The organism is Providencia sp. 21OH12SH02B-Prov (genome assembly GCF_027362595.1).
Taxonomy (GTDB): Bacteria; Pseudomonadota; Gammaproteobacteria; order Enterobacterales; family Enterobacteriaceae; genus Providencia; species Providencia zhejiangensis.
Genome location: NZ_CP114796.1, coordinates 2,019,388 through 2,042,619 on the forward strand (window position 1 = coordinate 2,019,388; position 23,232 = coordinate 2,042,619).

Annotated in this window: 16 protein-coding genes; 3 read left to right on the forward strand and 13 right to left on the reverse strand. The window is 43.0% G+C overall.

Annotated elements, in window-relative coordinates; translation table 11 throughout:
* From baeR to purM, 12 genes are all read right to left on the reverse strand, one after another.
* Nucleotides 1-696 carry a two-component system response regulator BaeR gene (baeR, locus tag O7C57_RS09630; protein ID WP_163861431.1) on the reverse strand — a complete coding sequence of 232 codons (696 nt, stop codon included), beginning with the start codon at nucleotides 694-696 and terminating at the stop codon, nucleotides 1-3.
* On the reverse strand, nucleotides 693-2,087 hold the full coding sequence (baeS, locus tag O7C57_RS09635; RefSeq protein ID WP_154624055.1) for a two-component system sensor histidine kinase BaeS: 1,395 nt from the start codon (nucleotides 2,085-2,087) through the stop codon (nucleotides 693-695). The genes baeR and baeS overlap by 4 nt, the downstream gene beginning before the upstream one ends.
* 9 nt (nucleotides 2,088-2,096) lie before the next feature.
* Complete coding sequence (gene mdtC / locus O7C57_RS09640) at nucleotides 2,097-5,171, reverse strand: multidrug efflux RND transporter permease subunit MdtC (protein ID WP_154624054.1); 3,075 nt, start codon at nucleotides 5,169-5,171, stop codon at nucleotides 2,097-2,099.
* Complete coding sequence (locus O7C57_RS09645) at nucleotides 5,171-8,293, reverse strand: MdtB/MuxB family multidrug efflux RND transporter permease subunit (RefSeq protein ID WP_154624053.1); 3,123 nt, start codon at nucleotides 8,291-8,293, stop codon at nucleotides 5,171-5,173. Before O7C57_RS09645 ends, mdtC begins: the two co-directional genes overlap by 1 nt.
* On the reverse strand, nucleotides 8,293-9,531 hold the full coding sequence (locus O7C57_RS09650; RefSeq protein WP_154624052.1) for an MdtA/MuxA family multidrug efflux RND transporter periplasmic adaptor subunit: 1,239 nt from the start codon (nucleotides 9,529-9,531) through the stop codon (nucleotides 8,293-8,295). The genes O7C57_RS09645 and O7C57_RS09650 overlap by 1 nt, the downstream gene beginning before the upstream one ends.
* 271 nt (nucleotides 9,532-9,802) lie before the next feature.
* Nucleotides 9,803-11,158, reverse strand: a complete 1,356-nt coding sequence (locus O7C57_RS09655) for an MFS transporter (RefSeq protein ID WP_269723951.1) — start codon at nucleotides 11,156-11,158, stop codon at nucleotides 9,803-9,805.
* A gap of 595 nt (nucleotides 11,159-11,753) precedes the next feature.
* Nucleotides 11,754-13,214, reverse strand: coding sequence for a magnesium transporter (gene mgtE, locus O7C57_RS09660; protein ID WP_154625008.1), 1,461 nt, complete (start codon nucleotides 13,212-13,214; stop codon nucleotides 11,754-11,756).
* Between the two features lie 178 nt (nucleotides 13,215-13,392).
* Nucleotides 13,393-14,922 (reverse strand): exopolyphosphatase, encoded by a 1,530-nt coding sequence (ppx, locus tag O7C57_RS09665; RefSeq protein ID WP_154625007.1) that lies wholly within the window; start codon nucleotides 14,920-14,922, stop codon nucleotides 13,393-13,395.
* A 4-nt stretch (nucleotides 14,923-14,926) separates the two neighbouring features.
* Nucleotides 14,927-16,996, reverse strand: coding sequence for a polyphosphate kinase 1 (ppk1, locus tag O7C57_RS09670; RefSeq protein WP_269723952.1), 2,070 nt, complete (start codon nucleotides 16,994-16,996; stop codon nucleotides 14,927-14,929).
* Nucleotides 16,997-17,050: 54 nt separating this feature from the next.
* Nucleotides 17,051-17,638, reverse strand: coding sequence for a spermidine N1-acetyltransferase (speG, locus tag O7C57_RS09675; RefSeq protein ID WP_154625005.1), 588 nt, complete (start codon nucleotides 17,636-17,638; stop codon nucleotides 17,051-17,053).
* 269 nt (nucleotides 17,639-17,907) lie between these two features.
* Nucleotides 17,908-18,543, reverse strand: a complete 636-nt coding sequence (purN, locus tag O7C57_RS09680) for a phosphoribosylglycinamide formyltransferase (RefSeq protein ID WP_154625004.1) — start codon at nucleotides 18,541-18,543, stop codon at nucleotides 17,908-17,910.
* Nucleotides 18,543-19,583: a phosphoribosylformylglycinamidine cyclo-ligase gene (purM, locus tag O7C57_RS09685; RefSeq protein WP_163861446.1), complete on the reverse strand. Its 1,041-nt coding sequence runs from the start codon at nucleotides 19,581-19,583 to the stop codon at nucleotides 18,543-18,545. The genes purN and purM overlap by 1 nt, the downstream gene beginning before the upstream one ends.
* Before the next feature lie 438 nt (nucleotides 19,584-20,021).
* On the opposite strand from purM, the gene upp reads away from it, so the two are divergent.
* The 3 genes from upp (at nucleotide 20,022) to hda (ending at nucleotide 22,838) form a co-directional block, all read left to right on the forward strand.
* Nucleotides 20,022-20,648, forward strand: coding sequence for a uracil phosphoribosyltransferase (gene upp, locus O7C57_RS09690; RefSeq protein WP_154625002.1), 627 nt, complete (start codon nucleotides 20,022-20,024; stop codon nucleotides 20,646-20,648).
* A 64-nt stretch (nucleotides 20,649-20,712) separates the two neighbouring features.
* On the forward strand, nucleotides 20,713-22,014 hold the full coding sequence (gene uraA, locus O7C57_RS09695) for a uracil permease (protein ID WP_154625001.1): 1,302 nt from the start codon (nucleotides 20,713-20,715) through the stop codon (nucleotides 22,012-22,014).
* A gap of 116 nt (nucleotides 22,015-22,130) precedes the next feature.
* The gene (hda, locus tag O7C57_RS09700) at nucleotides 22,131-22,838 is read left to right on the forward strand and encodes a DnaA inactivator Hda (RefSeq protein ID WP_196713477.1); all 708 of its coding nucleotides are present in this window, start codon (nucleotides 22,131-22,133) and stop codon (nucleotides 22,836-22,838) included.
* Nucleotides 22,839-22,871: 33 nt separating this feature from the next.
* On the opposite strand, the gene arsC is transcribed toward hda, so the two are convergent.
* Nucleotides 22,872-23,228 carry an arsenate reductase (glutaredoxin) gene (arsC, locus tag O7C57_RS09705; RefSeq protein ID WP_163861448.1) on the reverse strand — a complete coding sequence of 119 codons (357 nt, stop codon included), beginning with the start codon at nucleotides 23,226-23,228 and terminating at the stop codon, nucleotides 22,872-22,874.
* Between the last annotated feature and the right edge of the window lie 4 nt (nucleotides 23,229-23,232).

The window sequence follows — 23,232 nt, forward strand, 5'->3', positions numbered from 1 at the left end:
CTAGACCTCATCCCACCGATAACCAAGACCATAAATAGAGCGAATAAACGTTTTTTCACTGTCGAGGGATTCAAGTTTACGACGTAAGTTTTTCACATGGCTATCAATCGTTCTATCGGTAACAATACGATGGTCATCATAAAGAATATCAAGTAGCTGATCACGAGAGAAAACGGTTCCGGCGTTATCAGACAAGAATTTCAGTAAACGGAATTCAGCGGGGGTCAATTCTAACAGCTGTTCGCCGTAGCGAACCTGAAAAGCATTTTCATCGATGACCAGTTGTGTCTTGCTTTTATCGGAGATGGGGAGACGCTGACAACGTCGTAAGATAGTTTTCACGCGTGCCACCACTTCGCGAGGGCTAAAAGGCTTACAAATATAGTCGTCAGCACCGATTTCAAGACCTAATAAACGGTCGATCTCTTCGGTTTTTGCCGTCACCATAATAATCGGTATTTCGCAAAACTTCCGCAGTTCGCGGCAAATGCTCAATCCATCCATACCCGGCAGCATTAAATCAAGTAGGATAATATCCGGCTGATGTTGTCGCACATAATCAACGACGCCATCACCCCTTTGTAGCAGTGAAGGCTGGTACCCAGCGGCGTGAAGATAATCGTACAGTAGTTGTCCAAGTTTTGGCTCATCTTCAACAACCAATACATTGGCACTTGAAGTTTCTAATACTGTCACTGCTCATTTTCCTTTTGATTAAGCGGTAAATGGATAGCAATGCATACGCCACCTAAAGAAGAAGGGCTAGCATGTATGCTTCCTTTATGGGCTTCTATAATATTATAACAAATTGCCAATCCTAGGCCAGAGCCGCCGCTAGCACGGCTACGAGACTCTTCAGCGCGATAGAAGCGTTCGAACAGGTGGCTACATTGCTGTGCCGTTAACCCCGGAGCACTGTCTTCCCAATAAAGGGAAAACTGGTCATTTTCAACAGTGGCTCGAATCACTATTTTACCGAGAGGGTCGGTATAGCGTAGGCTATTTTCCATTAAATTATAAAAGAGCTGTAGGATACGGTCAGGATCGATATTCATGATTTGCTGCTGAGGTAAATTGGCCTCAACGGTTAACTGTTTTTCTTCAAGTCGCCAATGGGCTTGGCCAATCGTCATATCAATTAATGGAATAATATCCGCAGACTGTATGCGATACACTAATGAACCACGATCAGACAGAGACAGTTGATGCAAATCATTGACGAGTTTAATCAATGTTTGCGTTTCTGCGAGTAAAGAATTAATGGTCTCAGGGGTGGCTTTACGAACACCGTCTTGTACCGCTTCTAATTCACCTTGTAAGACGGATAATGGTGTTCGTAACTCATGAGAGATATCCGCCATGTAGTCGCGACGCATCTGTTCATTTTTTTCAAGGGTTGAAGCTAAATGGTTAAAATCTTTCGCTAATTGCCCCAGTTCATCGTGGCCGACTTCCGCAACACGGATTGAAAAATCACCATTAGCAAGCTGATTAGTCCCATATAAAAGCCGTTTAATGGGCTTTAAAAAGCCTCTTGCTAACAAAAGAGTCGCGATTAAGGCAACAACTAAAGATAATCCTGCAATTAGCCAGCTGGTTAGCATCTGTTGTTCATCAAAGCGGCGGTCAATTTCACTGCTGATACCATCGCCACTACTGGCAATCACCCAACCCACAGTCTTGCCATTGGATGTGACGACTGGTTGACGGATGACATCATCCGGTAAAGGAACATCACGGCCTAAAATCAACTGATCTTGGCTATCGTAAACCCAAAAATAAGAACGCCAACCTTTTGGTTTGGTAGGAGGAAGGGCACGTTGGTGATGTTCTATGCTGCGTAAAATATGAAAAAAGGCACGTTCATTCCGTATTAAAAAACGCCAGCTGCCGGTTTCATCGTATTGTTCAGCAAGAGCATCGGCAATAAGTTCAGTACGCTGTTGATCATTCTCGCGAATATAATCGATAAAACCATGTTGAAAGCTCATGCGCACACCTTGGTGCATGATAACAACAAGCAGTATGCAGGTGGCAAAAATGGCCAAAAACAATCGGGTGCTGACACTATTAAATCTCAGTTTCATTATGTTGCCTTAATGAGTAAGCGTTACTGCTTTTTTGCTATAACGCTGTCTGAGTTGATCAAAGCATAAATACACGACGGGTGTGGTAAATAAGGTGAGAAGCTGACTCATCACCAAGCCACCCACAATCGTGATACCCAATGGTTGACGTAACTCTGCACCATCACCACTTCCTAACGCGAGTGGTAGGGCGCCAAAGATTGCTGCAAGCGTAGTCATTAAAATAGGTCTAAAACGGAGTAAACTGGCGCGGAAAATAGCGTCACGGGCCGTTAAACCTTCATTACGTTGAGCTTGGATTGCAAAATCAACCATAATAATGGCGTTCTTCTTCACTATACCGATGAGAAGCATGATCCCGATTAGCGCGATTAGGCTAAATGGGGTATTAAATAGCTCCAAAGCGAGTAAAGCACCAACACCAGCCGAAGGCAATGTCGATAAGATGGTTAATGGGTGAATATAGCTTTCATACAAGATACCTAACACTAAGTATACGGTGATAATCGCGGCAAAAATCAAAAATAATTGTGATTTTAGAGTATCTTGAAATATTTGAGCCGTGCCTGCAAACGTCCCTCTAACCGTGGAGGGGACGCCAAGCGCTGTCATTGTTTTTTCGATTGCTGAAATAGCCTCTTCAAGGGTATACCCCTCAGCGACGTTGAAGGCAATGGTTGAGGATGCCGATAGGCCTTGATGGTTTACGCTTAATGGTGCATTTGCAGGTTGCCAGCGAGCGAAATAAGACAATGGTATCGCTTCACCGTTACTATTGATAACAAACATCTTATCCAGTGAGCTGACATCTTGAGTGTACTCAGGAGCAACCTCCATGACGACCTTATATTGGTTCATGGACTCATAAATGGTGGAAACTTGACGCTGACCAAAAGCGTTATTCAATAGGTCATTAGCAATCCGGACATCGATACCTAATTGAGCCATTAAATCTCTATCATAGGTCATAGCCATTTCAGCGCCTTTATCTTCCTTATCCGAGTTCACATCGGTGACTTGAGGAAGGTCTGCAATAGCTTTACGTATTGCGGGTTCCCACTCGCGTAGGGCATTGAGTTCATCGGCCAATAGTGAAAATTGATAGCTGGAGTTTGCTTGCCGACCACCAACACGAATATCTTGTACTGGCATCATAAATAAGTTAGCGCCTGGTTCTTTGGCTAACTTAGCTCTCAATCGATTAATGACCGCATTGGCGCTCTCTGTGCGTTCATCGAGTGGCTTTAAAGAAATAAACATAGAACCACTATTCACGCGACTACCGCCTGTAAAACCTGTGACACTTTCGACGGCAGGATCAGCCTTGACTTGCTGCATAAAGCGCGTCATTTTTTCTTTCATCGCTTGAAATGAGATACTTTGGTCAGCACGAACAAAACCGAGTAAACGCCCCGTATCTTGCTCAGGAAAAAACGTTTTAGGGATAGCGATATACAAATAGATATTGAGCCCAATTGTCGCAAATAAAATCGCTAGCACACTGCGTTTATGTGATAACACCCAATTTAACGTGACGCCGTAACTTTCTTGTATCCGCTGTAAATAACGGTGAGTGCTATTAGGCTTGTCGGTTTTTATAATCCGTTTTTTTAATAAATGGGCGCACATCATCGGTGTGAGTGTCAGTGAGATAACCAATGATATGCCAATGGCGGTGGCGAGTGTGATAGCAAATTCACGGAATAGACGCCCGACCAATCCTTCCATTAAAAGCAACGGAATAAATACGGCAACAAGGGAAACGCTCATGGAAACAACGGTAAATCCGACTTCGCTAACCCCTCTGACCGCGGCAATAAAGGGTTTAGTGCCATTTTCAATATGACGTGAGATATTTTCGAGTACCACAATGGCATCATCTACCACAAAACCGGTTGCAACGGTGAGTGCCATCAATGACAAATTATTTAAACTGAATCCACAAAGATACATGGCAGTAAAGGTGCCAATTAAGGAAACAGGTACCGCAATTGCGGGTATTAGCGTTGCGCGGCCTGAGCGTAGAAACAGTAAAACGACAAGTATAACTAAAGCGATTGCAATGATGAGTGCGCGCTCAACTTCAACCAGGGATGCACGGATCGTTGGCGTTCTATCCTGCGCGACTTTTAAATCAATTGCTGCGGGGATCATATTTTGAAATTCGGGCAGTTCAGCACGAATTCGATTAACCGTTTCAATAATGTTTGCCCCCGCTTCACGACGGATGACAATCAATACAGCGGGTTCTCCTCCAGACATACCTGCGGTACGCACATCTTGGATGGAGTCTTTAACGTTGGCGACATCACTTAATTTGACGGCATTGCCATCTTGATAGTGGACAATAATGGGGCGATAATCCGCGGCTTTCTTTAATTCATCATTGGTTTGCACTTGCCAGCGCTTGTCATCATCATTGATATAGCCTTGAGGCTGACGCACGTTGGCACTGCTTATCGCCGAACGCACTTTATCAAGCGATACACCTTGATTAAACAAGGCCGTTGGATTGAGTTCAACTCGAACAGCAGGCAGCGAACCCCCACCAACAGAAACTTCACTCACGCCTTCAATTTGTGCGATACGCTGTGATAAACGGGTTGATGCAATATCATAAATCTCACCCGTACTCAGGGTTTTTGACGTTAATGTCAAAATCATGATGGGAGCATCGGATGGGTTCGATTTATAGTATCTAGGTTTGCTTGGCATACCGCTTGGCAACAGGTTTTGTGCTGCATTAATCGCCGCTTGCACTTCACGAGCTGCATTATTGATATCTTTATTAAGATTAAATTCTAATGTAATTGTCGTACGACCCAGTGCACTGCTGGAGGTCATCTCACTAATACCCGCGATACTCCCTAATGAACGCTCAAGAGGGGTCGCAATAGAAGAGGCCATTGTTTCAGGAGAGGCGCCCGGAAGTGACGCTGTCACGTTTATCACGGGGTAATCAACCTGCGGCAACGGGGCAACAGGTAAGAAAATAAAGCTCAGCGCGCCACATAGCGAAATGGCGACGCTAATCAATGTGGTCGCTACAGGGCGGCTAATGAACAGTGCAAAGAAACGCTTCATTATGACACCTGTTGTTTACGGCTTTGACGACGGGCTTTTAAGTTATTGGAAAGACTATCAAATAACAGGTAGATTACAGGCGTCGTAAATAAGGTTAAGATTTGGCTCATAATTAGCCCTCCCACCATACAAATCCCCAGTGGTTGGCGTAGCTCTGCGCCGACCCCTGAGCTCAACATGAGAGGTAATGCCCCCAGTAATGCGGCCATGGTTGTCATGAGTATTGGGCGGAAGCGTAATAAGCAAGCTTGGTAGATAGCCTCTTTAGGCGACATGCCTTGCTGGCGTTCAGCAGCAAGAGCAAAGTCAATCATCATGATAGCGTTCTTTTTAACTATCCCGATCAGCAATATGATACCAATCACCGCAATCACATCGAGTTCACTGCCTGCCATCATTAAGGCAAGTAATGCACCCACCCCCGCAGTTGGAAGCGTTGACAGTATTGTAATCGGGTGAATAAAGCTTTCATATAAAATACCTAGCACGATATACATAGCGACAATCGCCGCGGCAATCAACCAAACGGTACTACTTAACGCCGCTTCAAAAGCGAGTGTAGCGCCTTGAAATTGGGTGGTAATTGATTTAGGCATTTCAATTTGTGCCTCAGCGTTTTTGACGGCATTTACCGCTGATTCTAGAGAGGCACCTTCAGCAAGGTTGAACGAGAATGTTGTCGCTGGGAACTGATCTAAATGATTGATGGCTAGCGGGCCATAACCTTCCTGAATGTTGACTAAGGTACTCAATGGAACTATTGCGCCATCAGTTCCTTTCAGACGGACATCATTTAATGCGTCGATGCCATCACGGGTTTGTGTATTATGCTCCAGAATGACACGATATTGGTTAGACTGGGTGTAAATGGTTGAGATCATGCGCTGACCGAAGGCATTATATAAGGCATTATCGATAGCTGACATGCTAATACCAAAACGACTTGCTGTATCTCGGTCAACATTAACGTAGGCAACTAACCCTTTGTCTTGCCAGTCACTACTGACATCCACTAATTCAGGTTGTTGTTTTAATTCCGCCAGTAATTTAGGCACCCATAAAGTTAGCTCATCCAAGGAGCTGGCTTGCAAGGTAAATTGATATTGCGTCCGCGCTAATTGTGTATCGATAGTGAGGTCTTGCATCGGTTGCAAGTATAAATTGACGCCTGAGACAGTATTCGCTATTTGTTGCAAGCGCGGAATAATGGTACTTACACGATCAGGGCGCTCGTCTAATGGTTTCAAGGTAATTTGAATACGTCCGTTATTCAGTGTTGCATTGGTTCCATCGACGCCCACATAAGTCGTGATATTTTCGACCGCCGGATCTGCCAATAATTTTTCGGCCACTTCTTGCTGTTTTTGCGACATTGCTGCAAATGAAATCGATTGACGGCTTTCAATGGTACCTTGAATAATCCCACCATCTTGTAATGGGAAGAAACCTTTTGGGATCCACATATACAGTAATACAGTTAGAACCAAGGTACCGATAGCCACAGAAAGTGTTAACCAACGATGATTTAATACACGTTTGAGCCAAATTGCATAACCTGCAATCATGCTATCGAAGAAACGCTCACAAGCGATTTCAAAGCGATTATGCTTATGTTCTGACTCGGGTTTTAATAAACGCGCACACATCATTGGCGTGAGTGTTAATGAAACCACGGCAGAGATGAGGATAGCAACTGCAAGGGTTATAGCAAATTCACGGAATAAGCGACCAACGATATCCCCCATAAACAGTAACGGGATCAGAACAGCCACGAGCGAGAATGTCAGTGAAATGATGGTAAACCCGATTTCACCGGCTCCCTTTAGGGCTGCTACGACGGGTTTATCCCCTTGTTCGAGATAACGGGAAATATTCTCAATGACCACAATCGCATCATCCACGACAAAGCCTGTGGCAATAGTTAATGCCATTAATGTGAGGTTATTGACGGAGAAACCGCAAAAATACATAACGGCGAAGGTGCCTACCAAGGAAAGCGGAACGGCAATACCGGGAATTAACGTAGCGATACCATTACGGAGGAACAGGTAGATCACCATGACAACCAGTGCGATAGCAAGCATTAATTCGAATTGCACATCGTTGACAGAGGCTCGAATCGTGCTAGTTCTATCCGTTAAGATTTTAACATCCACTGATTTAGGCAGTGTCTCGATTAATTCAGGCAGTAAATTGCGGATAGTATCTGTCGTTTCGATAACATTAGCGCCAGGTTGGCGTTGAATATTAATGACAATCGCTTGTTGCGTATTGGCCCAAGCACCCAAATAAGCATTCTCTGCGGCTTGCTCGATTGTCGCTATATCACCAAGTCGTACCGGCGCCCCATTCTGGAAAGCAACAATTAAACGACGATAATCATCCAGTGACTTCATTTGGTCATTGGCTGATAGGGTGACAGCTCGGGTAGGGCCATCGAAACTCCCTTTTGCAGAGTTCACGTTGGCATTGTTGATCGCAGTGCGAATAGTATCACTGTCTAAGCCTTTTGCTGCCATTGCTTGTGGATTCAAACTGACACGAACCGCTGGGCGTTGTCCACCTGCCAGTGTCACAAGACCGACACCATTGACTTGAGAGATTTTCTGAGCAATACGGTTTTCAATAATATCTTGTACTTGCGTTAGAGGCATCGCATCTGAAGTTACCGCAAGTGTTAATATCGGTGGGTCAGCAGGGTTAACTTTGTTGTAAATTGGCGGATAGGGCAAATCAGAGGGCAATAAACTGGACGCTGAATTAATCGCGGCTTGAACTTCTTGCTCTGCAACCTCTAATGGCAAAGTGAGCTGAAACATCAGTGTGATCACTGAAGCGCCGCCTGAACTTTGTGAAGACATTTGCTTAAGACCTGACATTTGCCCAAATTGTGTTTCTAACGGCGCAGTTACCGCCGATGTCATGACTTCAGGGCTAGCGCCAGGGTAGAGCGTCACTACCTGAATTGTTGGATAGTCCACTTCAGGTAATGCAGATACAGGGAGAAAACGATAACCGATAATCCCTGCGAGTAAGATCGCGACCATAAATAAGGTTGTGGCGACGGGACGTAAAATAAATAGACGAGAAGGGCCGCCACCTTTTTGGATCCCTGGCTGCATCAGGCTTTCTCCGCTGTATTTTTATTTTTTTGCGGTTTGGCTGATTTAGCGACCGTTTCACTATTCACGACCTCAACGCTGGTACCATCCGTTAAACGATCAACACCGTCAGTAATCACTTTTGTATTCGCGGTTAGACCACTTTCAATCACGACTTGATGACTATCTTGCATTCCAACAGTGACGGATTTTTTACTCACATGGTTATCATCACTTAATACCCAAACATAATGGCCTTCATTCCCCATTTGCAAAGCAGCTGTCGGTATGACAACGGCATTTTGCAGTGTTTCGACCTGCATTTTGATATTGACAAATTGGTTAGGGAATAAGCTTTGTAACTCGTTCGTGAAACGGGCTTTCATTTTTAATGTGCCGGTGGCTGGGTCTATTTGGTTGTCGGTGCTCAAGAGGTAGCCTTCACTAATCATCGCAATATTATTGCGATCCCACGCTTCGACTTTGACTTTTTGACCGGATAATTGGGCTTTTTGAACCGCGGGAATATCGCCTTCAGGCAGGGCAAATATGACATCAGCAGGTTGAGTTTGTGTGATCACGACCAGAGGAGTTGCGCTGCCAGCTGAAATGAAGTTACCTACATCGACTTGTTTTAAACCGACGCGCCCTGAAATTGGGGCGGTGATCTTACTGTAAGTGAGCTGTAATTTTGCGTTATCAACAGATGCTTGATCGACTTTAATACTGCCTTCTGCTTGTAACACTAAGGCTCGCTGATTATCGAGTTCTTGTTGTGAAATAACCTTCGTATTGGCTAATTTTTGATAACGGCTTAAATCTAGTCGAGCATTCGCCAAAGTTGCTTTATCTTTAGCAAGCTGACCTTCGGCTTGTGCTAATTGTACTTCAAATGGACGCGGATCAATTTCAGCAAGTAAATCACCCGCTTGCACTTGTTGGCCTTCAGTAAAATGCAATGACATTAATTGTCCTTCAACGCGGCTGGTGACAGTGACGACGTTTGCAGCCTGAACAGTGCCAAGGCCAGTTAAGTAACGAGGAACAACTTTTTCCACCGCATTAGCGTATTGAACAGGTGCGAGCATGCGATTTGGCATTCCACTAGGTCGTGTCGGCCGCGGGGTATTGGAATTATTTTGCGTGGTACTGGAAGGGTTTTCTTGCGAATAAAAATACCAACCTGCACCGGCAGCGATTATGACGGCAACGAAAATGGCTGAACGGGTGAATGTAGTACGGCGTTTTTGTTTATTCATTTAAATTTTCGCTTAGCTCAACAACAAGTAGAAAAACATCACATTAGAAGGACAAAGTCGCAGATATGCATCTGCTATATAGTTAAAAATTAGTCAGTTGCGTTATGTTAATAGTTTAACGTGGGGGTTACACGTAAAAATGAAGGAAATATGAAAAAAACGTCAACTAGTGTGCAGAATAAGCAGGTTAGCAGATTAAATTGTATAAAAAAACCTGTGGCGATTAACAACCACAGGTTTATAAACAAATAACATAACAGAGGGGGTCACATTAGCGTGATGCGCTGGTATTTAATGCGCCAACTTTATTCTGTTCTGCTTCGCTGTTGGCGGTCCATCCTTTCCAAGCTAATGGCAGGTAAGCAACAGCAACGGCTAATAAAGAGACTCCCGCCACATAATACGCTGGCGCCATATGAGATTGTTGTAACCATGCCCCAGTTAAGATAGGCGTTAATCCACCAAAGATGGCGTAAGCCACGTTATAGGCAAATGATAAGCCCGAAAAACGAATTTCAGGTGGAAATGCGCGAGTACTGATAATAGGGGTAGTCGCGATAGCCCCCACAAAAAAGCCCATCAAGGCATAGTTAAATATTAATGTTGAGGCTGCAATATCCGTGGATAAAGACGAATAAAAATACAAGGCAGTGACGGCCAACCCCCCCCATGACAAGGTCATTGAGGCACGGGTACCCATTTTATCGCCAAACCAACCCCAGAAGATACAGCCTAACGTTAATGTTAAAGTTGCAGCGCAGTTTGCTTGCAGTGCGATATCACGGTCGATCTGGTAAAGGCCTTTAAGCACAACATCAGGGGTCATCAAAATGGTCACAACGATAGCGGTAGATAATGACCAAGTCAGTGCCGCAGTGATCATACATGCTTGTTTATGCGATTTTATCACCGTTTTAACAGGTAACTCTTTTGCTAACGCTTTTTTTGCCGCCAGTTCTTTAAAAATAGGGGTTTCTTCTAAGAAACGACGTAAATAAACGGAAATAAAGCCAAAAACACCACCAAGAATAAAGGGAATACGCCATGCGAAATCATGAATTTCCTGAGCGCTATAGCTACGTTCAATAATGATGGCGACAATGGAGCCTAATAAGATGCCACCAGTGATACCAGATGTTAAAGTACCGACGCCAAGGCCATAGCGTTGTTTGGGGGTATGTTCCGCAATAAATACCCATGCGCCTGGCATTTCACCACCAATAGCCGCACCTTGCATAATACGCATCAACAGAAGCAATAATGGTGCAGCGGCGCCAATTGTGGAGTAGGTAGGCAAGAAACCAATGACAAAGGTTGGGAAGGCCATTAAGAAAATGCTAAGAGTAAACATTTTCTTACGACCGATTTTATCGCCAAAGTGCGCCATGATAATGCCACCAAGCGGGCGAGCAAGATAACCCGCAGCAAACAAACCTAGTGTTGCCATCAGAGCTAAAAACTCATTATCACCAGGGAAAAATAGCTGAGAAATAATTTTCGCGTAAAAGACGAAAATGACGAAATCATAAAATTCAAGGGTTCCACCTAAAGATGACAACCCTAATGTTTTATAATCTTCTTTTCTCAAAGGCCTTGCCGAGGGCTGGCTGGTTGTTTGCGATGTCATAATATTATCCTTTTCAAATACCGAATATATTTTTTTATTTTAAATTCGGAATAACCGCTAAATTTACTGTCGCAGACAGTAAATAATATTAGATGTGTGCAGATAAGTGGTATAAAACCTTGGATGGAACAACCTAGTTAATACGCTGTATCTTTATGCATGCACTCATTTATAGCAGAAAATTCCATATTTTGTAAACTGCAACTCTGTAAACAAGATGAATAATCTAACTATATATCTTTTTTTAATTATATATTTCATCGCGCAAAACAATCACATTATATGATGTTAATAAATAATTTTTTGCAGCAGATCATATATTCTCATTTTTGAATTAAGAGAAAATAAGGCGATTTATTGCTGTTTTTGTTGATTAATTCATCAATCCAGTCACAAATAATTAATTTCATTATTTGTCATGAATTATTTCAATAATGACAATCAACAGCGTCGTAAAATGCGAGAAAATAAAAAACAATCAAAAAGCGTGTAATTATTGGGAGAGAGTTTGAAATTAATAATGTGAGTAATGGGGTAGGCTAAGTATTATAATTGGCATACCCAGAGTGTAATTTTCTGGGTATGCCAAAAGGGGTTAAACCAAAAACAGCGTTGCTAAACCTAAGAAGATAAAGAAACCACCAGTATCGGTAATTGCAGTGATCATAACACTAGAACCGATAGCCGGATCTTTACCCACTTTGAGCATAATCAATGGGATAAGAACGCCCATAATGGCCGCCATCAGCAAGTTGAGGATCATTGCTAATGTCATGACTGCGCCCATTGCGAGGTCACCATAGAGGAAATAGGTAATCACCCCCATAATTCCCCCCCAAACGACACCATTAATAAAGGCAACCCCCAGTTCTCTCAACATTAAGAATGAGAAACTACCTGTTTGGATTTGGTGAAGTGCGATTGCACGCACAATCATAGTAATGGTTTGGTTACCTGTATTGCCTCCAATTCCGGCAACGATAGGCATTAAGGTCGCTAAGGCGACTAGTTGGGAGATCGTGTCCTCAAAGACACCGATAACACGAGATGCAATGAATGCCGTACAAAGGTTAATGGCAAGCCAAGTCCAACGCGTTTTCACCGCTTGACCAACAGGGGCAAACACATCCTCTTCTGGGCTCAACCCCCCCATACGACGGATACTGTTGTCATTCTCTTCGTTTAAATTATCAACGATATCTTCAACGGTTAACCGTCCCATCAATAGGCCGTTACTGTCGACAACAGCTGCTGAAATCAAGTCATAACGTTCGAACGCACTGGCTGCATCTTCACCTTTTTCATCGGGTAAGAAGGTGACCGTGTCTGTTTTCATGACATCAGCGACAATACGCTCTGGTGATTGCGTTAATATCGTCGTGAGGGGGAGTTCACCCTGCAAATAATTATGACTATCGACGACGAAAATTTTATCTGTTGCCTCAGGGATTTTTCCACGTTGGCGGAGATAACGTTGAACTGTTTTTAAAGTGACATTGGGGCGGACAGTGACGAACTCAAAATCCATCATTTGTCCGACGCTGTCTTTTGCATATTGCAGAACTTCACGAATACGACTTCGTAAGCTCGGGTCAAGGTAGGTGAGTAGCCTACGCATGGTATCTTGTGGTAAATGCTCTGCAATATACGCTTGTTCATCAACATGTAAGTTAGCAACAGCGCGAAGTAATTCCCTGTCAGACATATCCTTGATCAGGCTATCCCAAACGGCGACAGAAGCCTCGACTAACACTTCACCACGTTCCGTGTTATCGACGAGACGCCATAGCGCTAGACGCTCATCATAAGGTAACATCTCTAAAATATCGGCAATATCGGCGGCGTGTAAATCAATGAGGAGTTCTTTGACTGCATTGATTTTTTCGCTAAGAGCCTTATCGCTTAAGATAGCGTGTTGGTCATGTTCGACAAGCGTTTGGACAAATTCTTCATCATCCAAAAATAGCGTCAGAATCTGCTGGCGGATGTGAGCCAGTTTCTGAGAATGCGGATTGATTGTTGGTACCGCATCGATTGAGGAAGCAGGTTGTGACATTTTAATCCTTAAAACAATGACGGGTACTTGGCGTACCTGTGTGGATCCATTGGCGAAAAAACACGTATATTTTGCCATTTATTGATCGTTAACCCAAATAAATATCAACAATCAAGGCAAATTAACGTAAAACTAACTAGAACCCTATCTTAGGGAGACAGTATTCACGGTCGTCATACTAATTAGATTCTTCGCGTATATCTAATTTCCAGCCGGGCACATCCTCCCAGTAAGCGCTCTCTTTTTCGAGATCAAGCTGCATCAAAGCATTTTGCGACAAATACTGAGCAGGTAGGTATAGTGTCCAGTGTCCATCATCGGTTTCTAAGCGTAATGATGATGGGATGGTTGTGGATTGTCTTTGGTTATTTAATAGTATGGATAACCGTAAAATTTGTATCAATGGTAAAAATTGTTTTCTTTTATATAAATTAAACTTAGGTATATCATCGAATTTAATCACACGTCGGTGGTTACGTACAAGCGTCGCTAATAGAGTTTGCTGTTCTTGGTTAAACCCCGGTAAATTGGTATTTTGTAGAATATAAGCGGAATGGCGATGTAGACCACTCTGATTAATGTGCAGGCCAACTTCATGCAGCATCACAGCCCAAATTAAAATGGATTCAAGTTGCGGATTGGCTAACTTGGGATTTTGCTGAGCCCACTGATGATATAGCTCCTCCATCGTCTTTAACACGCGCCGCGCCTGCTCTCTATCTATATTATAGTGTTCTGCAAGGCTCAAGGCCGTACGTTGGCGGATATCTTGATGGCGAAAACGTCCTTCCATTTCATAAAGTACACCTTCACGTAGCGCCCCATCGGAAAGCCGTAACTCTTTAATATCTAATGAATCAAAAACAGCACAGAGTATCGCTAAGCCAGGAACAAACACGTGTTTGCGCTCAGTCGAGAGACCAGGGATTGCAACAGCTGAAAAAGTTTTATACTTCAGCGCCATTTGCTTAATCTTTTCGAGCCGTTCGCGGGTAATAATACCGTCACGTTCGCCCATCTCGACAATCACAGCATGTACGGCTTTGATTGTTCCTGAAGCACCCATCGCGACATCCCAGTGCATATGTTTAAACTTGTTGGCGGTCTGCTCAAGCTTTAAACAAGCCGTGAGATAGGCACGATTAAAGTTTTCTGAACTAATGACTTCATTCGGGAAGTAATTTCGCGCAAAGCTCACACAACCCATTCGACGGCTATCGATTAAAAGAGGTTCAAAACGTTCACCTACCACTAATTCAGTAGAACCGCCTCCAATGTCAATAACCAATTTGCGTCCTTTTTCGGGCTGGGTGTGTTCTACCCCCATAAAAATAAGACGCGCTTCTTCTTGCCCAGAAATGATTTCAATTGGATAAGGGATGATTTTTTTGGCTCGTTTCAAAAACTCTTCAACGTTTGTGGCAACACGTAAAGAGTGGGTGCCTACGATACAGACGTTTTCTTCCGTAAAGCCTTGTAGGCGTTCTGCAAATAACGCAAGGCAGGCAAGGCCCCGTTCCATGGCTTCTTCACTCAGTTCATTTGTATCACTTAAACCATCGGCAAGATGCACGCGTTGTTTTAAACGCGTCAGTATTTGTAGAGCACCGTTAACAATACGCGCAATCACCATATGAAAGCTGTTTGAACCAAGGTCAATCGCTGCGATCTCTTGAGGCCTAGGGGTTGATATATCAGTTAATGGCATAGTATTAAGACCTTGTCTCAGGCGTTTCTAGTGATTTCAAATAGTCATAAACAGCAAGTTGCGCCCGAATTTTGCGCTTATTACCGCGGGGAACATAATGATTACTGAGATCTTTGTCAACATAACGCGCCTTAACGGTATCGTTAAATTGTAATTCAAGGATATCTAAAACTAGCTGTTTCAGTCGACAGTCCACTAGGAGGACGGCCACCTCAATCCGATAATCAATATTACGGGTCATCCAGTCAGCCGATGAAATGAAGACTTTTTCATCACCTGCATTCGTAAATACATAAACACGGTCATGCTCTAAAAAGCGATCAACAATACTGGTGACTTGAATATTTTCACTATACCCAGGTTGCCCAGCAACGAGTGAGCACATCCCTCTGACTAATAAACGAATTTTGACGCCAGCATTGGAGGCGTCATACAACTTGTCGGTCAGCTCTTTATCAACCAAGTTATTGATTTTTAACGTAATGCCGCTTGGTAAACCGGCTTGGGCATTCGCCATTTCTTGGTCAATGAGTTCATTGAGCTTGAGGCGTGTGTTTTGTGGTGAAACCATTAAATTGTCAAAAGTGACAGGACGGTATGGGTTTTCAATAAAACTAAACACGCGGCGAACTTCATTGGTAATTTGCTCGTTCGCAGTGAGTAATGAATAGTCGGTATAAAGACGAGCCGTCTTTTCATTGAAGTTACCTGTTCCGATATGGGCATATCGAATAATTTGACCTTCTTCCATGCGTGAAATAATAAATAGCTTGGCATGAATTTTTAGGCCAGGAGCCGAGAAGATAACGTGTACCCCAGCCTCTGTGAGTCGCTTGGCCCAGTGAATATTGGCTTCTTCGTCAAAGCGGGCTTGTAACTCAACCACCACTGTGACTTTTTTACCGTTATGGGCCGCATGGATCATGGAATCAATAATGCGTGAGTCTTTGGCAACACGATAAATATTAATTTTTATTGATAAGACACTCGGGTCAAAAGAAGCTTGTCTTAACAGTTCTAATGTGTGCTCAAAAGTATAATAAGGGTAGTAGAGCAAAACATCCCGTTCGCGAATGGCATCAAAGCCGTTACGGAAATTGTCAAACCAGCGGTGACGCAGCCGAGGTAAAGGTTTATTGAGTAGACTTTTATTTCCTTCATTAGGGAAATTAATAAAATCTTTAAAATTGTGATAACGGCCGCCAGCGATCACGGAGTCGTCATTCGATAAACCTAATTTTTCACGTAGTACAGCGACCATTTCGTCAGGCATATCACGCTGATAGACGAAACGCACAGGCTCAGCCGTGAGCCGCTGTTTGAGTGTTGATGACATGATTTCAAGTAAACTTGATTCCATTTCTGTCGCGATATCATATTCTGCATCACGGGTCATTTTCATGGAATACGCATTTAATTCGTCGTAATCAAAGAATCCTTTAAAAATTTCATCCAAGGTGTAACGTAAAATATTATCAATCAGAACCATCGATTTGCGGCGTTTTGGCATTTCGGGTGGCAGATTAACAAACCGAGGAACTTTATCTGACGGAATTTCTAAGAGTGCATATTGCACATTACTGCTATTAATAATCTCAACAGCTAAGTAGGTGTAGTCATCTTTTAAGAACTCCACCAAGTTAGTATCGGGATTAATCAAGATTGGCGTAATATGTTGACGCAAGTGTTGACGAAAATATTGGCGTAACCAAATTTGTTGGCGAGGGGATATTTGCCGTTCGTTAATTAAGAAAATTTGGTTGCGAGCCATTTCAAGCAAGAGGTCGTTGTACAAAATATCGAACTCTTGATCCTGCTTAGCAACTTTATTTTGAATACGTTTAAGTAAATGACGAGCGCCGCTGGCGGAGCCGCGCTCTTCGTTAATTAAGATACGACGTTTTACATCGGCAAAACGGACTTTGTAGAATTCATCTAAGTTATTGGAATAAATACCTAAAAAACGCATACGCTCGATAAGAGGGTTTCGCTTATCTGCTGCTTCTTGTAAAACCCGTTCGTTAAAAGCAAGCCAGCTTAGCTCTTTTTCGTGGTATAGACGTTCTTGGGACATCGTTGCTCCATATTGTAGGAATAGATAAACTTAAGGATGAATAATTACCTTACCTTAAACGTGCTGCTTAATTGTGGCATGTGGATTAACAACACTTTCAGGGTTTGCAGACTGAGCTTTGCTTGCAAAGTATTGGTGTTGAAAAATACACATGCGGATCGCGGTATGATAGCGACCATTGACAAAAAACTCATCGATAAGCTCGCCTTCCGTATGGAAGCCCAGTTTATTGTATATGTGGATAGCTTTGATATTTTCTTTATCCACGATGAGGTAAAGTTTATATAAATTGAGAACAGAGAAAGCATAGTCCATTGCGAGTTTAGCTGCACGTGTTGCGTAGCCATGGCCTTGGTGGCTCGGAGCAATGATAATCTGAAACTCAGAACGACGGTGAACATAATCGATTTCGACCAATTCCACTAAGCCAACTTTTTCACTGTCATTTTCAACAATAAAGCGCCGCTCAGATTGGTCATGAATATGTTTATCATAGAGATCACTCAACTCAACGAAAGCTTCATAAGGCTCTTCAAACCAGTAACGCATAACACTGGCATTATTATCAAGTTGATGGATAAACGCTAAATCTTCACGTTCAAGTGGGCGCAACCTAAACGGATGAACTTGCCCGGTCGTCATATAACACCTCAATTCTATTTAAAAGATACGCATCTACTATCGATATTTTTAAGTCATAAAGACAAATAAATGCCACGAATTATTTTCACTCTTAACCAATAAGGATACCACTAATTTACGATAAAATAATGACACAAAGCAGGAGGCTCTACTAAGTGGTGAAGATTAACGCACTTTGTCGCGGATAGAGTGGCTTATCCAACAAAAAGGGCAGAGATCTCTCTTTGCCCTTAGTGAATGTCATGGTCTAGCGTTGGACAGTGATTAGGCTATTCATTTGCATAGCCTTGTGGTGGTAAACATTGACCATCTAAATAAGCAAGATTATCTTTCATGACTAAACGGTCATCGATAAACCATTGCACAACAAGTGGATAAATATTGTGCTCTTGCGCTTTCACTCGCTCTACAACCGCTTCTTCACTATCCTCTGCAAAAATAGGCACTTTGGCTTGTAATATCACAGGACCGCCGTCTAGCTCTTCAGTGACAAAATGCACGGAAGTCCCATGTTCGCTATCGCCGTTCTCTATTGCCTTGCGGTGGGTATGTAATCCGGGGTACTTCGGTAATAGAGAAGGGTGAATATTCAGCATTTTTCCCGCGTAATGTTTCACGAAGTCCGCCGTTAAGATGCGCATGAACCCAGCAAGCACCACTAAATCAGGCTGATATCCATCCATCATTGCCATCAATGCAGCGTCATATTCTTCACGACTTGCCAATGATTTTGCACTTAGCGTTAAGGCAGGGATCCCTGCCTTTTGTGCACGAATCAACCCATAAGCATCGGGTTGATTACTGATGACAGCCACTATCTGCGCCTGAAGGCCATTGGACGTCGCATCAATCAGCGATTGTAAATTACTGCCGCTGCCTGAAATAAGAACAACAATTTTTTTCATTAGCGGATAACAACCTGTTCTTCACCCGCAGGAAGCTGAGCAATAGAACCGATTTGCCATGCTTTTTCACCTAAACCGTTGAGCAGCGTGAGTGCCGCATCAACGTCATTTTGTGGCAAGGCAATAATAATGCCGACACCACAGTTAAAGGTGCGATACATTTCGTGATCTGTCACACTGCCTGCTTTTTGTAACCAATTGAATACCGCAGGCCATTGCCAACTCGCTTTATCAATTTGTGCTTGTGTATTTTCAGGCAATACACGAGGAATATTTTCCCAGAAACCACCGCCAGTGATGTGTGCGATTGCGTGGATATCACATTTTTCAATCAGCTCAAGGACGTTTTTTACATAAATACGTGTTGGTGCTAATAGGTGGTCAGCCAGTGATTGACCTTCAAGGTCTGTTGATTCTGGGTCGGTTTGACTCACTTCAAGAATTTTACGTACTAATGAGTAACCATTAGAGTGGGGGCCACTTGATGCTAATGCGATCAGTGCATCACCGGCACTAACCTTGCTACCATCAATGATCTCGGAACGTTCAACAACACCAACGCAGAATCCAGCAACATCATAGTCTTCACCGTGGTACATACCGGGCATTTCCGCGGTTTCTCCCCCGACAAGGGCACAACCTGATTGTTTACAACCTTCTGCGATACCTGTGATCACACTTGCTGCGGTATCAACATCCAGCTTGCCTGTTGCGTAATAATCTAAGAAAAATAGCGGTTCGGCACCTTGTACAATTAAGTCATTAACGCACATAGCGACCAAGTCGATGCCGATCGTGTCGTGGCGTTTTAAATCCATTGCAAGGCGCAGTTTAGTACCAACGCCATCTGTACCTGAAACTAACACAGGTTCCCGGTATTTTTGTGGCAGGGAACATAACGCACCAAACCCTCCCAATCCTCCCATAACTTCTGGTCGGCGAGTTTCTTTCACTACGCCTTTAATACGTTCAACCAATGCATTACCTGCATCAATGTCAACACCGGCATCTTTATAGCTGAGAGAGGTTTTATCAGTCACTACGGCCCCCAAGGCAATTGTGTTTTGGAAAAATAGACTTCAATAAACGCTATTCTAACAGGCTAAGCAAACGTTTGCGATAGCTTTATGAATGAAATCATCATCGTGTTTTTTATCGTAGCGAAATGAAGCTTTAGTGTTTATGGGGGAATGCTTGTTGCAAATATTTATACCGTTTACATAAGGTAAAATGCGATTGAGCATCTATAATTTTACATTGTGATTTTATTGAATATATTTCATTGCATGCATGCGGTTATTCGGTTCAAGGTAGTGGAATGTGCTATTGGCATATTGAGTGAAATGGTGAGTTTAAAAATAAGCTATTTCTGATTGTTTTGACATCAATCAAACATGGCATAGTGGCATCTTCCATAAAAAGAGGTATAATCCCGCGATTTTTTTGTGCGCTGACGTCTAAAATAGTAGGAGAATTCCATGAAGATCGTTGAGGTAAAACACCCTCTCGTTAAACATAAACTCGGCCTGATGCGAGATCATGATATAAGCACCAAACGCTTTCGTGAACTGGCCTCAGAGGTTGGTAGCCTACTAACTTATGAAGCAACCGCTGACCTAGAAACTGAGAGAGTTACCATTGAAGGTTGGTGTGGTCCTGTAGAAATAGAGCAAATTAAAGGGAAAAAAATCACTGTTGTACCTATTCTCCGTGCAGGTATCGGCATGATGAATGGCGTTCTAGAAAGTATTCCAAGCGCTCGAATCAGTGTTGTCGGTGTGTATCGTGATGAAGAAACTTTTAAACCTGTCTCTTACTTCCAAAAATTAGTTTCCAATATTGATGAGCGTATGGCTTTGGTTGTTGACCCAATGCTGGCAACGGGTGGGTCAATGATCGCCACGATCGACCTGTTGAAAAATGCGGGCTGTAAATCAATTAAAGTATTAGTGCTGGTTGCAGCACCTGAAGGGATTAAAGCACTTGAAGAAGCTCACCCAGATGTCGAGCTCTATACCGCGTCCATTGATCAATACCTAAATGAACATGGTTATATTGTTCCTGGGCTAGGTGATGCTGGCGATAAGATATTTGGTACTAAATAATAATTAGCCGACTTTAGAAGTCGGCTTTTTTTTGATGATAAAAATGCATTAAGGGGATGAAAAAATGACACGTCGTGCGATTAGTGTTGAAGAAAGGCCACCACTACTACAAACCATACCGCTAAGTTTTCAACATTTATTTGCCATGTTTGGCGCGACAGTGATTGTACCTATTTTGTTTGGTGTTAACCCAGCAACGATTTTGTTGTTTAACGGTATTGGCACCTTACTTTATCTATTTATCTGTAAAGGGAAGATTCCTGCGTATTTAGGTTCCAGTTTCGCTTTTATTTCACCCGTGATGATTTTGCTACCTCTTGGTTATGAATTGGCATTAGGCGGCTTTATTATTTGTGGTGTCTTATTCTGTATTGTGGCGTTAATTGTCAAAGTTGCGGGTCGAGGTTGGATAAATGTTATGTTTCCACCCGCGGCAATGGGCGCCATTGTTGCGGTTATCGGCCTCGAATTAGCACAAACAGCCGCGGGAATGGCGGGTTTGTTGCCTAAAGAAGGCGCTCCAGTCGATTCAAGTACCTTAATCATTTCGATTACCACACTGGTGGTGACCGTGTTGTGTGCTGTTGTCTTCCGCGGCTTTTTATCCATTATTCCTATCTTAATTGGTTTCTTGGCGGGATATGCGTTGTCTTATTTTATGGGGATCGTGGATTTTACACCTGTCATTGAAGCGCCATGGTTTGCAATACCGACTTTTTATACACCACGTTTTGAATGGTTCGCTATCTTAACTATCTTACCTGCTGCGTTAGTTGTCATTGCTGAGCACGTCGGTCACTTAGTTGTGACGGCAAATATTGTTGAGCGTGATTTAATGAAAAATCCTGGTTTGCACCGTTCTATGTTTGCAAATGGTTTTTCTACTGTCATTTCTGGCTTTTTTGGCTCAACACCGAATACCACGTATGGTGAAAATATCGGGGTCATGGCAATTACTAAGGTTTACAGTACGTGGGTTATCGGTGGTGCGGCTGTGATTGCTATTTTGCTTTCGTGTGTAGGTAAATTAGCCGCTGCGATTCAGTTAGTGCCAGTACCTGTCATGGGTGGGGTTTCATTATTACTTTATGGTGTCATTGGTGCGTCCGGTATTCGTGTTCTTATTGACTCGAAGGTTGATTATAATAAACCGCAAAACTTAATCCTAACCTCTGTCATCTTAATCATTGGTGTCAGTGGGGCGGTGATCCATATCGGTCAAGCGGAACTGAAAGGCATGGCCTTAGCAACAATTGTTGGTATTGTGATGGCTTTAGTATTCCGTTTTATTACTTTTGTGCGCCCTGAAAAACAATTTGTAACGTCAGACCTTGAAGAAATAGAGACTCACCAGTCTAAGAAATAAAAGCATTCTGCAATTGCCGATGTGATGAAAGCATCGGCAATTGAGTTTCTTCTTGTTCATTTATGCTTGAAATTTATGGTAAACTTTCTACTGTTAATTGTTTTGCACAGCCAGAGGTGCTTCTGAACACGCCATCGCAACTTTCACTACCACTCTATCTACCTGATGATGAAACGTTTGCTAGCTTTTATGCAGGCGAAAATGAAGCGTTGTTGTCTGCGATTAAACTCGCCATTAATCAACCCCACGGTAGCTATATTTATTACTGGTCTCGTGAAGGTGGAGGAAAAAGCCATCTATTGCATGCCGCTTGCGCTGAACTTTCCGAACAAGATATGGCGGTAGGGTATGTACCACTCGATAAACGTGCCTATTTTGTTCCTGAAGTTTTGGAAGGTATGGAACACCTTTCTTTGGTTTGTATCGATAACATTCAGTGTATTGCGGGTGATCCTGAATGGGAAATGGCGATTTTTAATTTGTATAACCGTATTTTAGAAATCGGTCGTACCTGCTTGTTGATCACGGGTGATAGGCCACCAAGGCAAATTGAACTTTCTCTTCCTGACTTAGCCTCTCGTCTAGATTGGGGGCAAATTTATAAACTGCATCCACTGAGTGATGAAGACAAAATCTGTGCGTTGCAGCTACGCGCTAGGATGCGTGGTTTTGAATTACCAGAAGATGTATGTCGCTTTGTGTTAAAACGTCTAGACAGAAAAATGGGGACGTTATTTGATATTTTGAACAAACTGGATCATGCATCAATTGTTGCACAACGTAAACTGACAATTCCTTTTGTCAAAGATATCCTCCAGTTATAAAAAGGCAGCCTCTTAGCTGCCTTTTTTGTATCCTTATAAAAGCTCAAGGACTTGCTCGGGTGGACGTCCTAGTTTTGCCTGTTTGCCTTTGACAACAATAGGGCGCTCAATCAGTTTTGGGTTTTCATGCATGGCTTGAATGAGTTGTTCTTGCGTTAAAGTGGTTTCCCCTAAATTTAGCGTTTTATAGCACTCTTCTTTCGTGCGCATGAGTTGGCGAGCATCTGCAAAGCCTAACGCCTTTAACAATTGTTTTAGTTGAGAAACACTAGGCGGATTTTTCAAGTATTCGACGATAGTCGGTGCAACCCCATTGGATTCTAATAGGGCTAGGGTCTCACGGCTTTTAGAACAACGTGGATTATGATAAATGGTTATTGTGTCCGTCATGGTC